This window comes from Arthrobacter sp. TS-15 (assembly GCF_006964045.1).
Classification (GTDB): domain Bacteria; phylum Actinomycetota; class Actinomycetes; order Actinomycetales; family Micrococcaceae; genus Arthrobacter.
The window spans coordinates 113,092-133,036 of the sequence record NZ_SDXQ01000008.1 but is presented as its reverse complement, the minus strand read 5'-3'; the positions used below and the strand labels follow the sequence as shown (position 1 = coordinate 133,036).

Here is a 19,945-nt window from a genome sequence, read left to right as displayed (position 1 = left end):
ATCGGGCCGGGATGTGCTGTACAGTCATATCTCGGCCCGATGAGGCATCGGGGCGTATAGCTCAGGCGGTTAGAGCGCTTCGCTGATAACGAAGAGGTCCCAGGTTCAAGTCCTGGTACGCCCACGGAACCACAAAGAGGTTCAGGTAAAACTGAACCGGAATGAGGTGCTTGTGAAGAAGTTGCTGGTAGTTGTAGCAGCTGCTGTCGCAGGCGTCCTGGTCTATAAAAAGGCCCAGGAATCCGAAGCCCGGAAGGATGTCTGGAGCAAGTCAACCGATACGGTGGACTAGCCGAAGAGCCCGGTGCGGATTGGTAAATTCCAGTCCTGACATGGGGTATGATTGACGGGTTGCTTCTTATGGGGGCATGGCGCAATTGGTAGCGCACCTGCTTTGCAAGCAGGGGGTTCGGGGTTCGAGTCCCCGTGCCTCCACCATAAGGAAAGTCCCGGTCAGAAATGACCGGGACTTTTGCATTTAAGCCCTTCCTCCCAAGTCGTCGGAATTCTATGTATTCGAAATTTGCGGCGGGCTAAAGCTGCGTGGGAGGAAGGGCCACCTTCAATCACACTAGGGTGGATCCGTGACCCTTCTCATTGCTGCGCTCGGCGTCCTGGGTGTTGCCTCCTCCGGCCCGCTCATTGCCGGCACGCTTGGTGCCACTTCGGTGACCGCACTGGCCATCGCATTCTGGCGTAACGCAATAGGTGCCGTGGTGATGGCGGGCCCCGTCATCATTCGGGAACCGAAAGCGTTCGGGAGGATCACGCGGCGTGAGTTTGGTTGGTCTGCCGTGGCTGCCGTGGCGCTGGCCTTCCATTTCGCTTGTTTCATCACGGCACTGCAGCTGACATCGGTGGCTGCGGCTACTGCCCTGGTATGCCTGCAATCGGGGTGGATCGCCGTGTTCCAGGTGTTCCGGGGCACCCGGCACCGTTGGCCTGTCCTGGCGGGGCTGGGCATTGCTTTTGGCGGCGTGGTGGCGATTACTGGATTCGATATGGGCTCGTCCCCGGAAGCGCTCCTCGGTGACCTCCTGGCACTTGCGGGCGGCGCCCTGGCCGGCCTGTACACGTTGGCCGGTGGCAAGGCGAGGCAGTCCATGGGGACTGGAACGTACACCACACTTTGCTACGGCATGTGTGCGGCGATTGTGGCCATGCTGGCTTTGTTCACTGCCCAGCCACTCTCAGGGTTCGACGCCGGCGGTTGGCTTGGCATTATCGCCATCACCGTGTGTGCGCAGCTGGTGGGGCACACGGCCTTTAACCATCTACTGGCTACGATGAGCCCGCTACTGGTGTCCATGATCATCCTGCTGGAGATTCCAGGTGCTGCCCTTTTGGCGGCCATCTTCCTGAATGAAACGTTGCCTGCCGGTACTTATGCGGGGTTGGCGCTGATCCTTGTAGGGCTGGCCGTGGTTGTAGCCGGTCAGCGGCGTGGCAGGCCGGAAGCAGACCGACGCGAAGCCGAACTGGGCGCAGACTAAGGTGCCGCCGTCGGGCGTTTAGACTCCGCCGCGGCGGGTGCCTTGCCCCGAGTTGGCCGTGTGGATGGCACGCAGCAGCTTCGCCGGAAAGTACACCGAGAAGAACACCACCATAGGTGCCTTCAAAGCCATCTTCTTGACGTTGTGAGCCTTGTAGGTCCGATCGAAGCGCTGGACGTAGTAGCGGTAGTCCCTGGGTGAGTCCTCAAGTCGGCGGGCAGACATCCCGGACACCATTTGGGGTAGGTACTGCACTTTGAGGTCGTGCTCGAACAGGTGCAGCGAAAGATCAATGTCCTCGTGCATCTCGTCGTTGGGGTCCAAACACGCTTCATCACGGATGGTTTCCCATGCCGAGCGTCGAAGGGCCATGTTGGAGCCGAAGAGGAAATGGTACTGGTGCTTGGCCAGGCGGAGCATGAGCTGGCGCATCTTGTCATCCGCTTTGAGCCCGAACCGGCGCATTGGCATGTCGTAGTAGACCACTGGACCTGTGGCAGCGGCTACCGAGGGATCCGTGAAGGCCTTTTGGACCTGTTCCACCCAGTCCGGTTCAAGGACTGAGTCAGCGTCGATGCGGCCTACGACGTCCCCTGAGGCGTTGTTCAGCCCGTGGTTACGGGTGGGGATGAGACCTTGCGCGGCCTCCTGCCGCATGAGCAGGATGGGGCTTTCAGGGTATTCCTGTTGCATCTGGCGCACTATTCTGGCCGTGCGGTCTGTGGACAGGTTATCCACCACAATGATCTCTTGCGCGGGAACCGACTGGTAGATGGCCGCGATGAGGCACTGGCGAATGACGCTTTCCTCGTTATACGCCGGGATAACGATGGATACGCCGGGAGGTTCCGGAGCATCCTTAAGGGAACCCGCTAGGGGTCTATCGGCTGACATCACCATAAATCTAACACCCGTGCCCGGGCAGGTGATGGAGGCATTGATGACAAGGCGGCAAACACTGAAGGGATCCCGGCAATCGCCGGGATCCCTTCAGTGTTTGACGTTCTTTGCCCCACTTCGAGGCGGTGAGTCAGTGTTTAGTTCTGTGCACCCTTGGCATCTGACTCCTTGCCATCGGTGTCCTTGTGCAGGCTGGCCGCGATGTTCTTGACGGCGGTCTTTGCGTCCGTCGCCACTTTCTCCGTGGAGTCCTCGACGTTCTTGAAGGCATCCTTGGTTGCCTGCTCTGCCTCAGCTGCGGCTTCCTCCGGTGTGATGTCCGCAGCCTTGGGCTCAGCAACTGCCGGAGCCGCTGCAGGAACAGGAGCAGGCGTCGGTGTGACCGGAGCAGGCGTCTTCCACGGATCTTCAACCGGCTTGGAAGCCTTCCAGGCAGCAACACCGGCAGCAGCGGCGGCGGCAATGACCGTTACGATCAGCCATCCGCGCTTCTTGGGCTTGGGCTGTTCCTTCACCAATGCAGAGGAGACCGCCTTGCTGGCTTGGTCCGTCACAGCCTTGATCTGCTTGCCGGTGGCCTGGGCTTGCTCCTGAACGCTGTGGACAACGCCGGAATCAACCAGCTTCTGTGCCACAGCATCAACCTGCGCGGGGGCATTCTCTAGGACGTGGTGGACCGCTACCGATGCCTGTCCCAACTGCTCGGACAGCTTGGGGAGGTATTCGTCCACCACCTTGTCCCGTGCATGGCCGAGCGCCGGGGTAGCCCTGTTGAGCGTCTCCTGGATCCTGGGTGTGGCGTCTTCCACCACGTCATGGATCTTCGGCGCGAGGTGCGCCAGCCCATCCTGAATCCGCGGTGTGACAACTGCAACGCCGTCAGCGAGGTTGTGCGCAGCGGACTTCAGACCCTCTTGAATCTTGGGCGAAGCGCTATCAATGCCGTGCTGGATACGCGGAACAGCCCAATTCACGGCTGCTTCCACACGCGGTGCAGCCCAGTCGCGGGCGTTATCCACACCGGCCGTGACTGATTGTTCGAGTTCGCGGGCAATACGGTCTGATTTCTTCACAACTACCTCCCGATACACATGCTCGTTTGTTGCTAGCCTACGTCGCTTGTGGAACACCGGCTATTCATCTGTCCGAGAACGTCCAGGATTTCACCCAGCGCGGAACCGGCTTTACGGCCGGACGGGCGTTGACCCTGCATGGAAGAATGGGGCCATGACCATCGCAACCGCAAAAGCAACGATCCACACGAGCCTCGGCGACATCAAGGTTGACCTCTTCGGCAACCACGCCCCCAAGACGGTCGCCAACTTTGTTGGCCTGGCCACGGGCGAAAAGTCCTGGAACCACCCGGAAACCGGCGAAGACAAGACCGGTACCCCCCTTTACAACGGCACTATTTTCCACCGGATCATCAAAGACTTCATGATCCAGGCCGGCGATCCCCTGGGTCGCGGCGTGGGTGGCCCCGGCTACCAGTTTGACGACGAAATCCACCCGGAACTGACCTTCAACGCTCCGTACAAGCTGGCTATGGCCAACGCCGGCATCCAGATGGGCAAGGGCACCAACGGGTCACAGTTCTTCATCACCACCGTGAACACCGACTGGCTGTTCGGCAAGCACAGCATCTTCGGCGAGGTCACGGATGAGGAATCCCGCAAGGTTGTGGATGCGATCGAGTCCGTCCGCACCGGCATGGGCGACCGCCCGGTTGAGGACGTCGTCATCAACAGCATCGACATCGAACAGCTCTAGTCACACACTGAACCAGAGCCCATGAGTTACGGAATTCCGTCGGCCGAGCCGTCCGCTGAAATTCCGGTGTGCCCCAGGCACCCGGACAGGCCCTCCTATGTGCGGTGCCAGCGCTGCGGGCGCCCTGCATGCCCCGAGTGCCAGCGGGCGGCCGCCGTCGGGTTCCAATGCGTTGACTGCGTCAACGAACAAAAACGTACGACGCCGACATACCGCTCCCCGTATGGCGGAGCCTTGGCAGTAGGCCGGCCTTTGGTGACGTACGTGATCATCGGCTTGTGCGCACTGGTTTATGTCCTTCAGTGGATTGTGCCCGGTGACGCGGTCTTCGAGAATTTTGCGTTCGCCAACATTTTTGCTGTCAGTGAGCCATGGCGCATGGTCACGGCAGCGTTTTTGCACTCGCAGGGTTTCCTGCTCCATATCGTCCTGAACATGTATACGCTGTGGATCTTCGGACAGGCCCTTGAGCCTTTGCTCGGGCGGATCCGATTCCTGGCTGTGTATCTTATTTCCGCAATTGGCGGTTCCGTGGGCTTCCTTGCCCTGACTCCCACATTCCCGCCGGTGGGAGTAGTGGGTGCTTCCGGTGCCATTTTCGGCCTCTTCGGCGCCATGCTTGTTGTGCAGCGCCATAGGGGTGGAGAAACCAAGCAGCTGTGGATTTTGATCGCCATCAATGGCGCCATTGGCTTCTTCGTGCCCAGCATTGCGTGGCAGGCCCACCTGGGTGGGTTGATCACCGGTGGCCTTGCTGCTGCAGCGATCGCCTATGCTCCCAAGGGCAAAAACCAAGCACTTCTCCAGGCTGGAGGACTCGTTTTGGTAGCGGGCCTGCTGGCCGTGGTCACCTGGTTCCGCGTCACTGCAGGTTAGCTGGCCTCTCCGGCCTTCATGACGGGCTGGCGCAGGATGGTCTTGAGCCTCTCCGGTGCGGTGCGCCGAGGATCGCTGAGATAAATTTCGTGGTGCTTGCCGGTCATCACCAACTGCTGTTCCGGAATGAATTTGTTGTGCATCTCCTCCAGCACTGGTCCTTCATCGTCATACGGACCTACGTGTAGTGTCTGCACGCTCAAACCCTCGTTGAACGGTTCCAGACGGAGAGCCTCCACAACGGGTCCTTCCCCCTTCGTGGCGACCGTCTCCCGCGCTATGTTCAGGTGTTCCCTGGTTATCCACTCGGGGACCATATTCATCAGCGACCAGTCCCAGCGTGACTTGTCCCTGGTAAGGGTGAATGAATCCATGTCATCGGACCACCACAGCGCCTCCAGCGGCATCACTGTGTAATCCTGGCCGAGCTCGCGCTTGCTGAGGAACTTCAAAGCGTAGGCGACTGGATACAGCGTTGTTAGCGCATCCTTATAGGACTGGGCTGTGTTGGGGTCCCCGTGACCGTCGATCATCAGGTACTGCATAACGGGAACCGTGATGACCGAAAAGTGCCCGTGGCTGGCCCTGTAACTGGGTATCAGCTTCTTATGATCGCTCTTCATGCCACCACCGTACTCCGAGACCTTATCCACAGGTGTTATCCACAGTGTGTGTAACTTACACGCATGTAGTTATCCACCTTGGCCGTCCGAGGACTCGTCAAATTGCAAGATATCCCCCGAAAGGCATGGGTTTCTCCACACGTGTGGATAACTTTGTCCCCCGCGGCAACGGAAATGTGGACAAAAGGGCGACTTCACCAGCATCTGTGGACAAGCCTGTTAATGACGCCGTGGAGAGCCGAGTATCAACAGGCTTATCAACAGTGTTAATAACTTACATAGCTGTAGTTCAGAGGGAACAAGGGTCTCCTGTTCGCCTGCAAACCAGGGATCCCGGAGTCGAAACCCACAAGTTTTTCCCCAGCTGTGGATAACTTGTGTGCAGGGGGCTGTTGTTAAGTGGGTAACTTTCCCGCCGCTCATCAAGACGGCGGCATAGCGCGCAGGTGGTGGATGTAAGTCAAGAAGCACTCCAAAGAGCGCATTTGGCGAAGCCGACAATCCTAAAGTGCTGAATTCCTAGTGAAGCTTGGTGGACTATCCACAGCGCAATACACAGTGGGCATAAGTGGAGTTGGATGCCCTGTGCCCTCGGATCGCCGGACTGGCACCAATAATGGACCCTGGTACGTGGATGTCCACAGAAGTTATCCACGCCTGTGGATAAAGTTACACACTTCTGTGGACAGCTCTGTGGACTATCGGGGCCGCAGGCCCGCCGGGGTTCGGGTTAGACCCATACCCCGGAGGTCCCCCGCCGATGACTGTCCATCAAGTGGGTGTCAATGATTCCCACGGCTTCCATGAGGGCATGCATCGTGGTGGGTCCCACAAAAGCGAAACCCTTCTTCCTCAATGCCTTTGACAAGGCGATCGACTCCGGCGAGGTGGTAGGGATGTCCGCCATGGTGGTGGGTTTGGGAGTGGTGTGCGGCTGGAACGACCAGACGAAGTCCACAAGACCGCCCTCTTCGCGCAACGCGATGGTGGCCTTGGCGTTGGTGATGGCCGCTTTGATTTTCAATCGGTTGCGCACAATTCCGGCGTCGAGCATGAGCCGTTCCTCATCGGCCTCGGTGAAGGCCGCGACACTCTCCGGATGGAAGTCCAGGAACGCTGCCCTGAAGGCATCCCGTTTCCGAAGAATGGTTGCCCAGGATAAACCCGCTTGGAACGCTTCGAGGCTGATGCGCTCGTACATGCCCTGCTCATCGCGGACGGGCATTCCCCACTCGTGATCGTAGTAGGCCTGCATGAGGGGATCCGAGGACGCCCACAGCGGACGCGCCAAACCATCCTCACCCACGACTATGCCACTATCCGCGGTCATGCACGCTCCTTCGATGCCGGCCAACTCGAGGGCCAAGGCGGTAATTCAGCTTTCGGGAATATTCTCCCCGGAGCCTCGGACATTTTTGAGGTGGGACCCCGGCATCATGACAAGCCCGTGACTCGCATAGTGATATTGATCCGTCCCTGCGAGAGGCCGCAGCCATCCGGCGCCGTTTTTGGGAAAACTTTGGGGATCCCGTGATAAGCAAACCTGGACGGTCCTCCAAAGACGAAGAGGTCTCCCGACCGAAGCTCAACGTCTGTGTATGGCTTGGTCCGGGTTTGGGTATTGCCAAACCTAAACAGGCACGTATCACCAATGCTCAGGGAGACCACAGGGGCGTTGGAACGCTCGTCCTTGTCCTGATGCATTCCCATGGCGGCACCGTCGTCGTAAAAGTTCACCAGCGCGGCGTCGGGCGTGTACTTGTTCGCCAGTGCGCTCAGCGCTTCGTCACTTTCAACGCCCTCATAGCCTGAGGAGTAGGCCGCTTGCACTGCTTTCCGCCCCAGGCGCACCATCCAGTCCGGGAAATCGAGCACGGGACGGCCATTGACGTCAGTGGCTTCCCGTGTGTAACGGTAAGGCTGCCAATGCCAACCCAAGCACACAGTTCTCACCGACATTTGATGTCCGCCCGGAAGAGTAGCGGCACGGAGGGGAACCGGCCCTTGGGTCCATTCGCCAAAGCGGGCTACTATCCATCGTTGCTGCTCAAGGGTAAGCCAAGCAGGAACATGGACGGCCCCGGGCGCAATCAGGCGGGGACCGGCGTCGTGCCTTTCCGGCTGAACGAGCTCCCGCGGAAACAAAGCGTCGTCGCTCATGCCGCCGCCTCAAGGCGGAGCAGTGCGCGTTTGGCCTCGCTTCCACCAAGGTAGCCACCGAAATTGCCGTCAGACTTTACTACCCGGTGGCAGGGCACAATGAGGGGCAAGGGGTTGGTAGCACAAGCGGTTCCGACAGCCCGGACAGCATTGGGACTGCCGGCTGCCTGGGCCACTTGGGCATAGCTGGCTGTGCTGCCATAAGGGATCCGAGGCAGGTGACGCAGGACATTGAGACGGAAACCGCGGGATAGCCGGAAATCCAGCGTGAGATCGAACTCCGTCCTGGTGCCCTTGAAGTACTCGTCGAGTTCACGGGCGGCGTCATCCAAACGTGCCGGAGCCTGAAGAATGCGCGGACTGACAGTGCTTGCCAGAAACTGAAGGACGGAGTCGTGGTCTTCCAGCTCGAAAGCGACACGGACAATTCCCCGGTCCGTAGCAGCCAAAAGGAGCTTACCCAGCGGGGAGTCCACAATCCTGTAAGCAACGTCCAAAGTGTGGGTGAGCTGAGCGTCGCGCGCCAAGCGGGCATGAAGGCTGGCAATGGCCGGTTCGAGCCCGATGTCCAAGGGATGGAGGAGCGAAAGAACCTCGGCGTGATCGGGACTGAGTTCAAGGGTCATCAGATGTCACCTTTCGAGGATGTGCGGGCCAGCGACTGGTGGGAGGCGAGGGCAGAGCGGAGAGACTTCACGCCGTCAGCTCCGGCGCGACGGGCAGCCTCGGCGGTGCCGCCCCACAAAGCAGCAACATCCTTATAGGGAAGGCCCCCTAAATAGTGGTAGGCCACCGCCTGGCGCTGCTTCGTGGGAAGACCCGCAAGGGCCTCAAGCAGTTCATCGTGGCCGTCACCAGGAATCCCGAGACTGGACGCTTGCTCAGGTGGAAGGTCAACCGGCAGGGCACGGCGGGTACCGGCCCGTACATGGTCGATGCACTTCCGGTGGGCGATGGTGACCAGCCAGGCTTCAACATTCGCTTCGGGAGGCAGTGCCGGGTATGCCTGAAGGGCAGCCAGGAACGTATCTGACCATGCATCATCGGCGTCGTGCACGCCAAGAATGGCACGGCACACCCGAAGCACTGTGGTGCCATGTTCATGGACCACGGATTCGAACGGCTTCTTGTCGACCATCTGCCTGGGCTTCATCAGAACAGCTTGCCCTCCCGCACCTCTACCGGCTCTTCCAATTCCAGGAGGAACCGTTTATTCCGAAGCCCACCTGCGTACCCGGTGAGTTGACCATGACGCCCCACCACGCGGTGGCAAGGAATGACGATGCTGATGGGATTGCGTCCCACAGCAGAGCCCACCGCCTGAGCCAGATGGGGATCCCCCAGTTCTGCGGCCAGCTGCCCGTAGCTGACGGTTTCACCGAACGGAATATGTTGCAGTCGTTCCCAGACCTTCTCTTGAAACGGGTTTCCGACTGCCTCGAAAGGAACATCGAACATAGTCCGATGACCATTCAGGTACTCGGTGAGCTCGGTCCGAGTCCGTGCGAACACCGGATCGTCCATCCCGGTCTGATCCCCAAAGTAGTCCTCCGAAGGCATATGCCAGTGACCCTCATAGAAGATCCCCGTCAAAAATTCCCCGCGGGCAGTCAAAGTCAACTGCCCCAGCGGGGAATCCAAGGTTGCGTGCCGGCTTCTCATATCTTGTAGACGTTCACGGGCACGGAAATGTGAGGTGCGGAATTCCTAGGAGCGCCAGCGTGTGGTCATCAGGAATCCGACGATCGCTATGCCGAAGCCGGCCACGATATTCCACGAGGCCCACTCGCGGACGGGGAACTGGCCCTCGGTAATGTAGAAAGTAATGATCCAGACCAAGCCGAGGATCATCAGGCCGAACATGACAGCCTTGTACCAAACCGGGTTGGGCTTGTACTGCTGTGCTGCGGAAGTCTGCTGGGCCTGACGGGCAGGCCGCTTGCGGGGCTTGGACTCGGGCACGGATCCTCCTGGCTGTTCGGTTTAATACCCGTTTCCGCCAGCCTTGATATCCTGCAGGAAGGAAAATTCCAGCGGTTAACGGCCACACGGCGTTCCGGGTTGGTTCTAGCTGTCAAGTCTAGCCGCAACCGGGGGTCCGCCTGTGCCGCCCGCGCCCTATGCAAGGAGACCTTGTGGCGCATCAGCAGCAGACGGCGGCCTCCGCCATGCCGTCCGCCAGCCATGGGCACGAACTGCGCCCACGCAAGCGACTCCGGGCCTCTGACGTTGTCCGTAAGATCAGTCAGATTCTGGGTGAACTGCTGATTACGGCAGGCATAGTGCTCCTCCTTTTTGTGGGCTGGGAACTATGGTGGACCAACGTGGAAGCTGACGCCAAGCAGACAGAAGCGGTCAAGAGCTTTGCTCAGGAATTCTCCGGCCCCATAACCCCTGCGGCGCCTGCCTCCCCCGTGGATTATGGACCTCCGGTGGTTACACCGGCGCCCGCCTACGCGGGAATGATCGGGATCATGTACATCCCCCGTTTCGGCCCGGATTACACACGCCCCATCATCGAAGGCACGGGCTCGGACGTTCTGGACACCTTGGGATTGGGCCACTACGGAAGCACCAGCATGCCTGGCGCGCCGGGCAACTTTGCGGTAGCTGGCCACCGTCAAACCCACGGTGCAGTCCTGGACAACATCCACACATTGGTTCCCGGAGACAAGATCTACATCCAGACGGCAGACGGCTACTACACCTACGTTTTCCGCAACAACCAGATCGTCCTCCCGGACCGTACGGACGTCCTGATGCCCGTTCCCACCGAAGCGGGAGTCCAGCCCACGGAAAGTATCCTCACCATGACCAGTTGCAACCCGAGGTTTGGTGCACAGGAACGCATCATCGCTTACTCGATGCTGGATAGTTGGCAACCTGCCTCAGCCGGGCCGCCGTCGGAAATCGCCGCCCAAGTAGCCCGGGCACACGGAAAGGGGTAACCAATGTACGCGTGGATCTTCCGCAATCTGCCGGGACCCTTGTGGGTGCGGATCCTGACATCCTTGGTACTGGTGGGCGTAGCCCTGGTACTGATGGTGGAGTTCCTCTTCCCGTGGTTCTCCCAATTCACCACTTTGACCGACTCAACGATTGGTTCAGTGCAGCAGCCATGAGCACAACAAAAATCCTTGTAGTGGATAACTACGACAGCTTCGTTTACACCTTGGTGGGGTACCTCCAGGAACTCGGTGCCGAAACAACGGTGGTCCGCAACGACGACGTGACGCTGGCAGAGGCCATAGAGCTGGCAGCAAGCCGCGACGGCGTCCTGGTCTCCCCCGGCCCGGGTACGCCAGCCGAAGCAGGAGTCTGCATAGAGCTCATCAAGTGGTGTGGCGAGGCCGCCAAGCCCATGTTCGGTGTCTGCCTGGGACATCAAGCCCTGGCCGAGGCCTACGGCGGAGTGGTGACACACGCACCGGAACTCATGCACGGCAAGACCTCACCCGTCCAGCACGAAGGCAAGAGTGTCTTTGCTGGTCTCCCGTCGCCCGTGACGGCAACCCGCTACCACTCCCTGGCGGCGGTTCGGGACTCCATCCCGGACGTTTTGGAAATCACCGCCGAGACAACCAACGGAGTGGTGATGGGTCTGCAGCACAAGACCGCTCCCCTCTGCGGCGTCCAGTTCCACCCGGAATCGGTGCTCACCGAAGGCGGGTATCAGATGCTGGGCAACTGGTTGGAGTCCCTGGGCATGACCGGTGCGGCCGAACGAGCCTCGAAACTGAGTCCACTCATCAAGCAGTAGGTGAGGTTCCTTACTTTTTGGTGGGCTTAGGCGTCGGGGTCGGCTTCTCAGTCTCCGTGGGAGTCGGCGTGGGAGTAGGTGTGGGTGGTGGAGCCGGGGCCTTCGCCACCGTGACAGTGACAACCTTGCCCTGAGGCACCTCGGTGTTGAAGGCATCGCTTTGAGCCGTGACTGTCCCAGCTGCAACCTGCGAGTTTTCCTGTTCCACAACTGCGATGTTGAGCCCGTTGGCCTTCAGCGCGGCTTCCGCTTCGGCCAACGGCAAGGCGATCAGCTGCGGCATGAGGACCTTGCCGGTGGATACCTGCAGCTCCACTTTGCTTTCCACGGCGATCGCGCCGCCCGGTGCGGGAGCCGTGCCGAGCACTACGCCCGCGGGGACAGTTGGGCTGTGGGTCAAGGCGGTCACTACTTCGCCTGTGATGCCGAGCCGCCGCAAAGCTTCGCGTGCGTCCGGTTCAGTGCGCCCCACGATGTCCGCCGGGATGATCACTGAGCTGGGGCCATTGGATATCTTCAGGATGACTTCAGCATCCTGTTCCAACAAGGCACCGGCTATCGGTGATGTCCCAATGGTCATGTCCTTGGCCACGGTGTCGCTTGGCTCGCGAACTGATTTGGGCTTCAGTTTGGCTGAGTACAGTTCCTGGATGGCCTGTGATTCAGACATGTTTGTTACCACCGGCACGGCTATTTTCGCGGGGGGCGGCGGCTGCATGTTCATGAGGCTGTAGAGCCAGAAACCGCCGCCAGCCAGTACCAGGATTGTGAAGATCACCAACGTGGCAACCCAGGCACGACGCCGGGACTTCTGGGCCGCCGGCAGCTCACGTTCCGGAGGGAGGCCCAAGGGAAGTGGTTCTTCCTGGGGCGGATCAAGAGGCTCATCTTTGAACTGGTTGGCATCGAGGAAGCCCACGGCCGTGGCACTCAAAAGCTCTGTTGCCGGGTCTTCAGGATCAACGAGGTCGTTGGGGTCCGTGGGAGCCTCGCTGGCTGCCACAGCGGGCACGGGGATGCCATTGCTTGCCGCACGCAGGGCGCGGCGGAAGGCTGCCGCGTCCTGGAACCGATCCGTGCGGCTCTTCTGCAGCGCCTTTACCAGGACGGAATCCAGTGCCTCGGAAACTTCGGGATTATGGGCGCTGGGCAGGTCCGGGATTTCACGGACGTGCTGGTAGGCCACCGATACTGGGCTATCGCCGATGAACGGAGGCCTGCTGGTCAGCAGTTCGAAGAGCAGGCAACCGGCAGAGTAGAGGTCACTGCGTGCATCCACCGTTTCACCACGGGCCTGCTCCGGCGAAAGGTACTGGGCGGTGCCCACCACGGCCTGCGTTTGGGTCATTGTGGCGGCAGAATCGGCCATGGCGCGCGCGATGCCAAAGTCCATGACTTTTACATCGCCGGTGTCGGCACAGACCATCACATTGGCAGGCTTGATGTCGCGATGGACGATGCCTGCGCGGTGGCTGTATTCGAGAGCGCCGAGGACACCCAGGGTAAAACCGACGGAATCCTCAACGCCAAGCTCGTTGGCCTTGATCATGTCGCGCAGCGTGCGTCCGGCCACGTACTCCATGACGATGTACGGGACACGCACGTCTTCCCCCGGGCCTCCAGGAACCGAGTATTCCCCGGTATCGAAGATGGCCACAATGGACGGGTGGTTCAACGCGGCGACAGCCTGGGCCTCGCGTTTGAAACGGGCCTGGAACTGGGGGTCCCGGGCAAGGTCGGCGCGTAGCACCTTGACGGCGATGGTGCGTCCCAGCAGTGTGTCTGTTCCCCGGTAAACGTCGGCCATGCCGCCACGACCGATCAACTCGCCAAGTTCATAGCGGGAATTGAGGATGCGCTGGGAAGACACGGGCGTGTTCTCCTCTCGGTGCGCAGGACCTGGACGTGGCGTTGACATGGCGGCTTACTTAGTTCCTGGGGCTGGCGGAGCCGCTGGGAGTGGAAGTGGGAGTTTCAGGCTCGGTGGGCACCAGAGCCTTGGACAGGTAGTAAGTGACCGTTGAGCCCGCTGCCACCTGGGTGCCGGCCGCAGGTGAGGAACGCACGAACGTTCCCGGCTGCTGGCCGATGGCACCGTTGACGGGTTCTCCTGCCACCCACTGCAGTCCGGCTCCTTCAATGGCTTGCCGGACCCGGGCTTCGTCAACTCCCGGCGCGATGGCAGGTACGGCCACCAATTCCGGGCCCTTGGAGTAGGTCACGGTGATGGTTTGTCCCGGGTCAACAGGACCGGTGGGGTTGAGGCTAATAACGATTCCAACGGGAGCGGTGTCGTCGAAGACTTCCTGACCGTTCACTCCAAGACCCAAAGCGCGAAGCTGACCGCTCACCGTCTCGAAAGGTTGGCCCTGGTACTGCTCAGGAATGACGTTGATCTTCTGGGGAACCGACTGCGTGGGCTGGGGTGCCTCAGTGGTCTCCGAGGGCCTCGGCGTCGGGGTGGCCGACGTAGAGGTAGGGCTGGCGCTCCGGCTGGTGCTGGTGGTGGTGGACTCGCTGGGCGCGGGGCTCGGCGAGAAGAATCCCGACTGGGAGATCAGGAAACCAACCAAAGCAAACAGGACCAGAAGGATCAGGGCCACCAGAGGCCACGTCCACGGGCTGCGCTTCTTGCGCTCCGGCTCAGCGTCATCGAAGTTCTCGTCGTCGGTGTAGACCACTTCTTCGTCGTCGGTGAGCTGACGCTCTGCCTCCAAGGCGTTCGCCCGCGTCAGGGGGTTGTCAGATGCGGCTGCGGCTCCCAAAGCAGCTCCTGCAGCGCCGGCGCCCAGCACCGGAAGTGCGGAGGTCGCCGTCGTCGACTGCTCCTTGCCGTAAGGCGAGGTGACGACGCCGGTGGGTGCCGTTGCGGTGTCCACCGGTGCCGTGATGGGCCCGGTAGTGGATTCGAACAACAGCATGCCGGGTACGGCGGCGTGCGCCGTGGCGATGTCACCGTTGCGGATGGCTTCAGCGGCTTCGGCCAGCTTGATGGCGTTGGCCGGGCGGTTCTTGGGATCCTTGGCCAGCATGGACATCAGGAGGGCGCGCACGGGCGTGGGCAGCGTCTCCGGAAGGGGCGGCGGTGCGTCGTTTACCTGGGCGAGGGCAATGGCAATCTGCGATTCACCGGAGAACGGTCGGTGGCCTGTAAGGCACTCATAGCCGATGACACCGAGCGAATAGATGTCCGAGGATCCCGTTGCCGTCTGTCCGGTTGCCTGTTCCGGAGCCAGATACTGGGCGGTGCCCATGACCTGGCCGGTCTGCGTGAGCGGCACCTGATCTGCCAATCGGGCAATGCCGAAGTCGGTGACCTTGACCCGGTTGTCCGGCGTGATGAGCAGGTTGCCCGGCTTGATGTCACGGTGGACCAGACCCTGCGCGTGCGCAACTGCCAGGGCGCGTGCTGTCTGGGAAATGATGGAGAGCGTCATGTCCGGAGACAGGACCTGTTCGCGCTCAAGGATGCCACTCAGCGGGTGTCCGGGCACAAGCTCCATGACCAGGTAGGCCGAACCGGCTTCCTCGCCGTAGTCAAAGACATTGGCGATGCCCACGTGGTTGAGCAGCGCGGTGTGTCGTGCCTCGGCACGGAAGCGCTGGAGGAAGCCGGGGTCACCCGTGTATTCCTCCTTAAGCACCTTGATGGCAACGATCCGGCCCAGGATCTGGTCCTTGGCCTTCCAGACCTCGCCCATGCCGCCAATCGCAATACGACTGGTCAGCTGGAACCTGCCGCCGAGTGTGATTCCTGAAGTAGGCCTCACTTATTCAACACCGCCTCAAAAATCTTCTTTGCGTTCGGACTGGTTAGCTGGGCCCCGGTTAGCACGTCCACACTCTCCATGACAATGGTGACGGCTACTTGCGGGTCGTTTGCCGGGGCGAACCCGGTAAACCATGAGTTATTCAAACCTGAATCGCCGAGCTCGGCGGTACCTGTCTTGCCGGCCACCTTGACGCCCGGAACGGCTGCACCCTTGGCAATGCCATTGTCTACGGCACTGGTCATCCACTCAGTGATCTGGCTGGCGATTGGCTGCGTAGTGCTGGTCCGCAGTTTTTCAGGTTTGGGTTCGTTGATGACCCGAAGATCAGGCGCACGGATGGCCTCAACCAGGTTGGGCTTCATCTGCACCCCACCGTTGGCAATGGCCGCCGTCATCATGTTGATCTGCAGCGGCGTGGCCTTCACATCGCGCTGACCCACAGACGACTGTGCCAACTGGGCCTGGTCCAGGTCCTCCGGGAAGACGCTGATGGCTTGCTGCAGCTTGAGCTGGTCACCGAAATCCTGGCCGAAGCCGAACTTCTGCGCCTGTTCCCTGATGGCGTCCTGGCCAAGGTCAAGTGCAATGCTCGCAAACGGGGTGTTGCACGACTGCTCCAGGGCAAACGCGAAGGACGCTGTCTCGCGGACGTTGCAGTTGCCGCCGGCATAGTTGGGCAGGCTGGCACTGCTGCCGGGCAAGGGAAGGCTGCTGGGATTCGGGAGTTCGCTGTCCTTGTTGTACTTACCGGAATTCAGTGCCGCAGCAGTATCAATGAGCTTGAAGACCGAGCCGGGCGAAAGCAGGTTACCTGTAGGACCGCTGACGTTCTGGTTCAGGTTGATACCCGGAATCTGGTTCAGCTGTGCATAATTTGCTTCCGCTGTGGTCCGGTCATGGGTGGCAATCAGGTTGGGATCATAGGTCGGCTTGGAAGCCATGGCCAAAATGGCGCCGGTCTTGGGGTTGGTGACCACAATGGAGCCCCGCTGGCCTTCAGGAATCAGATCCATGGCCAACTGCTGAAGGGCAGGATCCAAGGTCAACTCCACAGATGCTCCCTTGGGCTCTTTACCGAGGAACATCTGGCTCATGCGATCCAGGAACAGCTGATCAGAGTTGCCCGCCAAGGTTTCCCCCATGGACTGTTCCAAGCCGGTGGAACCAAAGAATTTGGAGAAGTATCCGGTGATGCCGGCATACAGCTGTGGCTGGTTGTACTGGCGCTGGAAGGCGCAGGACTCCGTTCCGGGAACCGACTCAACCACCGGTTTTCCACCCACAATGATGGAGCCGCGCTCGTTGCAGAAGGATGCCAAAACAGCGCGCTGGTTCCAGGGGTTGGCGTTGAGGTCGTCAGCACCAATCACCTGAACGTAGCTAATGGCGCCGAAGATCAACGCGAACATGGCGACGGCAGCCATCCAGCTGCTGCGAATAGCCTGGTTCATTGTTGCTTCACCGCCTCTGTTGGTGCGCTGGGTGTCTGTCCTGTAGCCGGCTTGCGGCTGTCCGGCGTGCTGCTTGCGGGCGGTTTGTTAACCATGGGGGTGGTGTCCACCGGGCCGCGGGCCGTGTTGGAGATCATGAGCAGCAGGCCAACGATGATCCAGTTGGCCAGAAGCGAAGAGCCGCCGGCTGCGAGGAACGGAGTGGTGAGGCCGGTCAAGGGGATGAGCCGGGTGACGCCGCCAATCACTACGAAGCATTGCAGGGCAATGGCAAAGGACAAGCCGCAGGCGAGGAGCTTTCCAAAAGCGTCCCGGGTGCCCAAAGCTGCGCGGAAACCGCGGGTGAAGAGCAACATGTACAGCATCACCACGGCGAAGAGGCCTATCAAGCCGAGCTCTTCACCAATGAGGGCCACAATCATGTCGCTGTTGGCGAACGGGACCAGATCCGGCCGGCCCTGGCCAAGACCAGTGCCCACCAGGCCGCCGTCGGCCATGCCGAACAAGCCCTCCACGATCTGGCCGCTACCGCCGGGTGACCTGCCGAAGACCTCCGGTGTGAAGGCATTGATCCAGCTATCGATGCGGAAAGCGACGTGGGAGAAGATCTGGGAAGCAATGAAGCCTCCGCCCAGAATCAGCAGCAGGCCGATGACCACCCAGGAGATACGGCTGGTGGCCACGTAAATCATCACAATGAACAGGCCGAAGAAGAGGATGGAAGATCCGAGGTCGCGCTGGAAGACGAGGACGCCGATGCTCACCAGCCAGGCGGTGATCATGGGGCCAAGGTCCTTGAACCGGGGGAACTGCATGGGGCCGATCTTCCGGCCCGCCAGCAGAATGAGGTCCCGGTTGGAGGACAGATACCCTGCGAAGAATATGGCCAGGGTGATCTTGGCGATTTCACCGGGCTGGAACGTCATGGGCCCAACGCGGATCCAGACCCGAGCGCCAAGGATTTCACCCGCGGAGATGCCGGGGATCAAAGGAAGGACCAGGAGGAACGCACTGACCGCCAGGGAGATGTACGTGAACCGGCGCAGGATCCGGTGGTCTTTGAGGAACCAGATCACGGCTATGGAGACCGCCATGGCAATAAGGGTCCACCGGAGCTGGTTGTTGCCCGTATCGTCCCCGGGACCGTCCATCCGGTGGATCAACGCCAGGCCGAGGCCATTGAGCGCAACCACGATGGGAAGTATTACCGGGTCTGCATACTTCGCGCGCAGCCTGAGGACGACGTGGAATGCGAAAGCAGCCACGGCCAAAAGGCTGGACTGGAACCAGAAGTCGCTATCGAGTCCGACTTCCGAGTTGATACTCACCAAGGCACTGGCGCCGATGCCCACGGCAAGGGCCAGGACGATGAGCACCAGCTCAACGTTCCGGCGGGGTTTGGGGGCTATCTCAGTCTGCATCATTTGGCCGCCTCACAGGGAGTCGGGACGGGCGAAGGAGTGGGGCTGGCGACGGCGGCCGTGCTGGGAATGGGCACAGTGGCCGTAGGTGCTGGCGTAGGGGTTGCCGATCCCGACGCGGTGCCCGCGGCCGTGGGCGCGGGGCTGGGGCAGTTCGCAGAGGCGCTGCCGGTGTTCCGCAGGTTCTCCACGATGTCCTGCGCACCGTCGAGGTCGCCCGCCGGTACTGTCTGGCGTACGCTCTGTTGGCCGTATTCCGGCAATGAATCCACCCTGATATCGGTTACGGCTTCAAGCCGGGAAAGTTGAATGGGGCCGAGCCGCTGAGAGATTCCGTTGAAGATGGCGACCCGCTGATCGTATTCGCCCACGTAGTAGCGCGTTTGGGTCCAGGCATAGCCAAGCCAGAGGCCCACCACCACACCCAGGACAACCACCGCTGCAACCGCAGGCATCAACCAGCGCACGCGGCGTCGCGGCGGCTCTTCCACCTCAAGGCGGTCCTGTTCAGCCTTGTGTGTCAGGACAGTAGCTGCCCTCCGTGCCACAGTGCGGCCGGCCACCGTGGGAATGGAGCCCGTTTCGGCGGCGGTTGCAGCTGCACCAACAAGCTCATGAGGCCGACTGGCCAATTCCTCGCGCAGCACTTCCGCCGACAAATGCTCGCCGAGGTGCGGGTCGGTGGTGGCAGGAGGTTCAGTGGACTCGCCGGTTGAAGTGTCGTCAGCCGCGTCTTGTTTGTTGTCAGGATTGCCCGCACTAAACGACGATCCAGCGCCTGCCTGCTGCTCGGCTTTGGGCTTCGACTCGGTTTTGCTGTCTTCTACAGCTTTGTCCGCAGCCACATCATCGGCGGACTTGGTGGCCGTCACCGCGTCAGGCTCGTCAACCGCGGCAAGCGCCGCTGCCGGAACGACGTCGACGGCGGCCGTGTTGACGTCGTCGTCGGTCTCCTCCGCAATCTCCAACATCACCACGGTGACGTTGTCCGGGGCGCCGGCTTCAAGGGTCAGGTCAACAAGGATCTCAGCACATTCGCGTAGGTCCTTGGTCTCACGGACCATGCGCTCCACCACGTGGCCGGCAACGTAATTGAGTCCGTCGGAGCAGAGCAGCCAGCGTTCGCCAGGTTCCACATCCAGGACATCCAGGTCCAGCTCGGGGCTGGCATCGACGTCGCCGAGGACTCGCATCAAGACGTTCTTGTGCGGATGCGTTTCGGCTTCCTCCGGGCGCAGCCGGCCCTCGTCAATGAGCCGCTGTACGAACGTGTGGTCAATGCTGACCTGTTCAAACTTCTTGTTGCGCAGCCTGTAGGCGCGGGAATCGCCAATGTGGGCGAAGTGGAGCTTGCGGCCCTCCAAAAGCAGGGCTGTCACGGTGGTGCCCATCCCCGAAAGCTTGGGATTTTGGTGCACGAGCTCGGAAAGAAGGGAATTGGCGGTCTGGATCTCGTCGGCCAGGACGGTGTCCGCACCCTCCGGATAGTCGTCATGATCAAGGTGGATCATGTCCAGAACCGTTGAAGCGGAAGCGACATCGCCGCCGGCGTGACCGCCCATGCCGTCGGCCACCACGGCAAGATGGCGACCCACATATGCGGAGTCGTCATTCTTGGAGCGGATCCGTCCGACGTCGGAACGAGCGGCGTAGCGCATGATGAGCGGGCGCTCCGCAGGCTTTTCCTGGCCTTTGGGGGTCTCGGGGGAGGCCATGGA

The 19,945-nt window shown here is 60.8% G+C and carries 21 protein-coding genes and 2 tRNA genes; 9 read left to right on the top strand and 14 right to left on the bottom strand.

Features of this window, described 5'->3' with window-relative positions:
* The first annotated feature begins 50 nt into the window (after positions 1-50).
* From EU811_RS04435 to EU811_RS04425, 4 genes are all read left to right on the top strand, one after another.
* Positions 51-124 (top strand) — tRNA-Ile (locus tag EU811_RS04435).
* 48 nt (positions 125-172) lie between these two features.
* Positions 173-292, top strand: coding sequence for a DLW-39 family protein (locus EU811_RS24070; RefSeq protein ID WP_209320078.1), 120 nt, complete (start codon positions 173-175; stop codon positions 290-292).
* Between the two features lie 70 nt (positions 293-362).
* Positions 363-438 (top strand) — tRNA-Ala (locus EU811_RS04430).
* A gap of 146 nt (positions 439-584) precedes the next feature.
* A complete protein-coding gene (locus tag EU811_RS04425; RefSeq protein WP_142937291.1) occupies positions 585-1,493 on the top strand; it encodes a DMT family transporter in 909 nt (302 codons plus the stop codon).
* 18 nt (positions 1,494-1,511) lie between these two features.
* On the opposite strand, the gene EU811_RS04420 is transcribed toward EU811_RS04425, so the two are convergent.
* Positions 1,512-2,387, bottom strand: coding sequence for a glycosyltransferase (locus EU811_RS04420; RefSeq protein WP_142937290.1), 876 nt, complete (start codon positions 2,385-2,387; stop codon positions 1,512-1,514).
* Positions 2,388-2,530: 143 nt separating this feature from the next.
* The gene (locus tag EU811_RS04415; RefSeq protein ID WP_142937289.1) at positions 2,531-3,466 is read right to left on the bottom strand and encodes a hypothetical protein; all 936 of its coding nucleotides are present in this window, start codon (positions 3,464-3,466) and stop codon (positions 2,531-2,533) included.
* 154 nt (positions 3,467-3,620) lie between these two features.
* Here EU811_RS04415 and EU811_RS04410 point away from each other — a divergent pair, with 154 nt between their 5' ends.
* Together EU811_RS04410 and EU811_RS04405 are read left to right on the top strand one after the other, a co-directional pair.
* Complete coding sequence (locus EU811_RS04410) at positions 3,621-4,163, top strand: peptidylprolyl isomerase (RefSeq protein WP_011772794.1); 543 nt, start codon at positions 3,621-3,623, stop codon at positions 4,161-4,163.
* A 21-nt stretch (positions 4,164-4,184) separates the two neighbouring features.
* Positions 4,185-5,039, top strand: a complete 855-nt coding sequence (locus EU811_RS04405) for a rhomboid family intramembrane serine protease (RefSeq protein ID WP_142937288.1) — start codon at positions 4,185-4,187, stop codon at positions 5,037-5,039.
* Here EU811_RS04405 and EU811_RS04400 read toward each other — a convergent pair.
* The 7 genes from EU811_RS04400 to EU811_RS04370 all read right to left on the bottom strand — a co-directional run bounded on the left by EU811_RS04400 (position 5,036) and on the right by EU811_RS04370 (position 9,784).
* The gene (locus tag EU811_RS04400) at positions 5,036-5,662 is read right to left on the bottom strand and encodes a GyrI-like domain-containing protein (protein ID WP_142937287.1); all 627 of its coding nucleotides are present in this window, start codon (positions 5,660-5,662) and stop codon (positions 5,036-5,038) included. The two genes, EU811_RS04405 and EU811_RS04400, sit on opposite strands and share 4 nt — an antisense overlap.
* Positions 5,663-6,392: 730 nt before the next feature.
* Entirely contained in the window at positions 6,393-6,992 is a 600-nt protein-coding gene (locus EU811_RS04395; RefSeq protein WP_142937286.1) for a DNA-3-methyladenine glycosylase I, read from the bottom strand.
* Positions 6,993-7,096: 104 nt separating this feature from the next.
* Positions 7,097-7,822: an alpha-ketoglutarate-dependent dioxygenase AlkB family protein gene (locus EU811_RS04390; RefSeq protein WP_142937285.1), complete on the bottom strand. Its 726-nt coding sequence runs from the start codon at positions 7,820-7,822 to the stop codon at positions 7,097-7,099.
* A complete protein-coding gene (locus EU811_RS04385; protein ID WP_142937284.1) occupies positions 7,819-8,448 on the bottom strand; it encodes a methylated-DNA--[protein]-cysteine S-methyltransferase in 630 nt (209 codons plus the stop codon). The genes EU811_RS04390 and EU811_RS04385 overlap by 4 nt, the downstream gene beginning before the upstream one ends.
* Positions 8,448-8,975, bottom strand: coding sequence for an RNA polymerase sigma factor (locus tag EU811_RS04380; RefSeq protein ID WP_142937283.1), 528 nt, complete (start codon positions 8,973-8,975; stop codon positions 8,448-8,450). Before EU811_RS04380 ends, EU811_RS04385 begins: the two co-directional genes overlap by 1 nt.
* Positions 8,975-9,484, bottom strand: a complete 510-nt coding sequence (locus EU811_RS04375) for a methylated-DNA--[protein]-cysteine S-methyltransferase (protein ID WP_142937282.1) — start codon at positions 9,482-9,484, stop codon at positions 8,975-8,977. Before EU811_RS04375 ends, EU811_RS04380 begins: the two co-directional genes overlap by 1 nt.
* 45 nt (positions 9,485-9,529) lie before the next feature.
* Entirely contained in the window at positions 9,530-9,784 is a 255-nt protein-coding gene (locus EU811_RS04370) for a cell division protein CrgA (RefSeq protein ID WP_142937281.1), read from the bottom strand.
* 158 nt (positions 9,785-9,942) lie between these two features.
* Between EU811_RS04370 and EU811_RS04365 the strand changes: the two genes are divergently transcribed.
* Genes EU811_RS04365 through EU811_RS04360 form a run of 3 tightly spaced genes read left to right on the top strand, consistent with a single transcriptional unit; the run spans position 9,943 to position 11,582 of the window.
* Positions 9,943-10,770, top strand: a complete 828-nt coding sequence (locus EU811_RS04365) for a class E sortase (protein ID WP_142937280.1) — start codon at positions 9,943-9,945, stop codon at positions 10,768-10,770.
* Positions 10,771-10,773: 3 nt separating this feature from the next.
* Complete coding sequence (locus tag EU811_RS23750; RefSeq protein ID WP_011772805.1) at positions 10,774-10,944, top strand: hypothetical protein; 171 nt, start codon at positions 10,774-10,776, stop codon at positions 10,942-10,944.
* Positions 10,941-11,582 (top strand): aminodeoxychorismate/anthranilate synthase component II, encoded by a 642-nt coding sequence (locus tag EU811_RS04360; RefSeq protein ID WP_105691191.1) that lies wholly within the window; start codon positions 10,941-10,943, stop codon positions 11,580-11,582. The genes EU811_RS23750 and EU811_RS04360 overlap by 4 nt, the downstream gene beginning before the upstream one ends.
* Positions 11,583-11,592: 10 nt before the next feature.
* On the opposite strand, the gene pknB is transcribed toward EU811_RS04360, so the two are convergent.
* The 5 genes from pknB to EU811_RS04335 are packed head-to-tail and all read right to left on the bottom strand — an operon-like array spanning position 11,593 to position 19,942.
* Positions 11,593-13,500 carry a Stk1 family PASTA domain-containing Ser/Thr kinase gene (gene pknB, locus EU811_RS04355; RefSeq protein WP_142937279.1) on the bottom strand — a complete coding sequence of 636 codons (1,908 nt, stop codon included), beginning with the start codon at positions 13,498-13,500 and terminating at the stop codon, positions 11,593-11,595.
* A gap of 10 nt (positions 13,501-13,510) precedes the next feature.
* The gene (locus EU811_RS04350; protein WP_142937278.1) at positions 13,511-15,352 is read right to left on the bottom strand and encodes a protein kinase domain-containing protein; all 1,842 of its coding nucleotides are present in this window, start codon (positions 15,350-15,352) and stop codon (positions 13,511-13,513) included.
* A complete protein-coding gene (locus tag EU811_RS04345; protein ID WP_142937277.1) occupies positions 15,349-16,806 on the bottom strand; it encodes a penicillin-binding transpeptidase domain-containing protein in 1,458 nt (485 codons plus the stop codon). The genes EU811_RS04350 and EU811_RS04345 overlap by 4 nt, the downstream gene beginning before the upstream one ends.
* Positions 16,803-18,230, bottom strand: a complete 1,428-nt coding sequence (locus tag EU811_RS04340; protein ID WP_142937276.1) for an FtsW/RodA/SpoVE family cell cycle protein — start codon at positions 18,228-18,230, stop codon at positions 16,803-16,805. Before EU811_RS04340 ends, EU811_RS04345 begins: the two co-directional genes overlap by 4 nt.
* Positions 18,227-19,942: a PP2C family protein-serine/threonine phosphatase gene (locus EU811_RS04335; protein WP_142937275.1), complete on the bottom strand. Its 1,716-nt coding sequence runs from the start codon at positions 19,940-19,942 to the stop codon at positions 18,227-18,229. Before EU811_RS04335 ends, EU811_RS04340 begins: the two co-directional genes overlap by 4 nt.
* Between the last annotated feature and the right edge of the window lie 3 nt (positions 19,943-19,945).

Coding starts and splice junctions, on each gene's coding strand:
- EU811_RS04375 (WP_142937282.1), bottom strand. CDS start 9,484: ATGAGAAGCCGGCACGCAACCTTGGATTCCCCGCTGGGGCAGTTGACT.
- EU811_RS04360 (WP_105691191.1), top strand. CDS start 10,941: ATGAGCACAACAAAAATCCTTGTAGTGGATAACTACGACAGCTTCGTT.
- EU811_RS04335 (WP_142937275.1), bottom strand. CDS start 19,942: ATGGCCTCCCCCGAGACCCCCAAAGGCCAGGAAAAGCCTGCGGAGCGC.
- pknB (WP_142937279.1), bottom strand. CDS start 13,500: ATGTCAACGCCACGTCCAGGTCCTGCGCACCGAGAGGAGAACACGCCC.
- EU811_RS23750 (WP_011772805.1), top strand. CDS start 10,774: ATGTACGCGTGGATCTTCCGCAATCTGCCGGGACCCTTGTGGGTGCGG.
- EU811_RS04380 (WP_142937283.1), bottom strand. CDS start 8,975: ATGAAGCCCAGGCAGATGGTCGACAAGAAGCCGTTCGAATCCGTGGTC.
- EU811_RS04385 (WP_142937284.1), bottom strand. CDS start 8,448: ATGACCCTTGAACTCAGTCCCGATCACGCCGAGGTTCTTTCGCTCCTC.
- EU811_RS04395 (WP_142937286.1), bottom strand. CDS start 6,992: ATGACCGCGGATAGTGGCATAGTCGTGGGTGAGGATGGTTTGGCGCGT.
- EU811_RS04365 (WP_142937280.1), top strand. CDS start 9,943: ATGCAAGGAGACCTTGTGGCGCATCAGCAGCAGACGGCGGCCTCCGCC.
- EU811_RS04420 (WP_142937290.1), bottom strand. CDS start 2,387: ATGTCAGCCGATAGACCCCTAGCGGGTTCCCTTAAGGATGCTCCGGAA.
- EU811_RS04410 (WP_011772794.1), top strand. CDS start 3,621: ATGACCATCGCAACCGCAAAAGCAACGATCCACACGAGCCTCGGCGAC.
- EU811_RS04340 (WP_142937276.1), bottom strand. CDS start 18,230: ATGATGCAGACTGAGATAGCCCCCAAACCCCGCCGGAACGTTGAGCTG.
- EU811_RS04345 (WP_142937277.1), bottom strand. CDS start 16,806: ATGAACCAGGCTATTCGCAGCAGCTGGATGGCTGCCGTCGCCATGTTC.
- EU811_RS04405 (WP_142937288.1), top strand. CDS start 4,185: ATGAGTTACGGAATTCCGTCGGCCGAGCCGTCCGCTGAAATTCCGGTG.
- EU811_RS04390 (WP_142937285.1), bottom strand. CDS start 7,822: ATGAGCGACGACGCTTTGTTTCCGCGGGAGCTCGTTCAGCCGGAAAGG.
- EU811_RS04400 (WP_142937287.1), bottom strand. CDS start 5,662: ATGAAGAGCGATCATAAGAAGCTGATACCCAGTTACAGGGCCAGCCAC.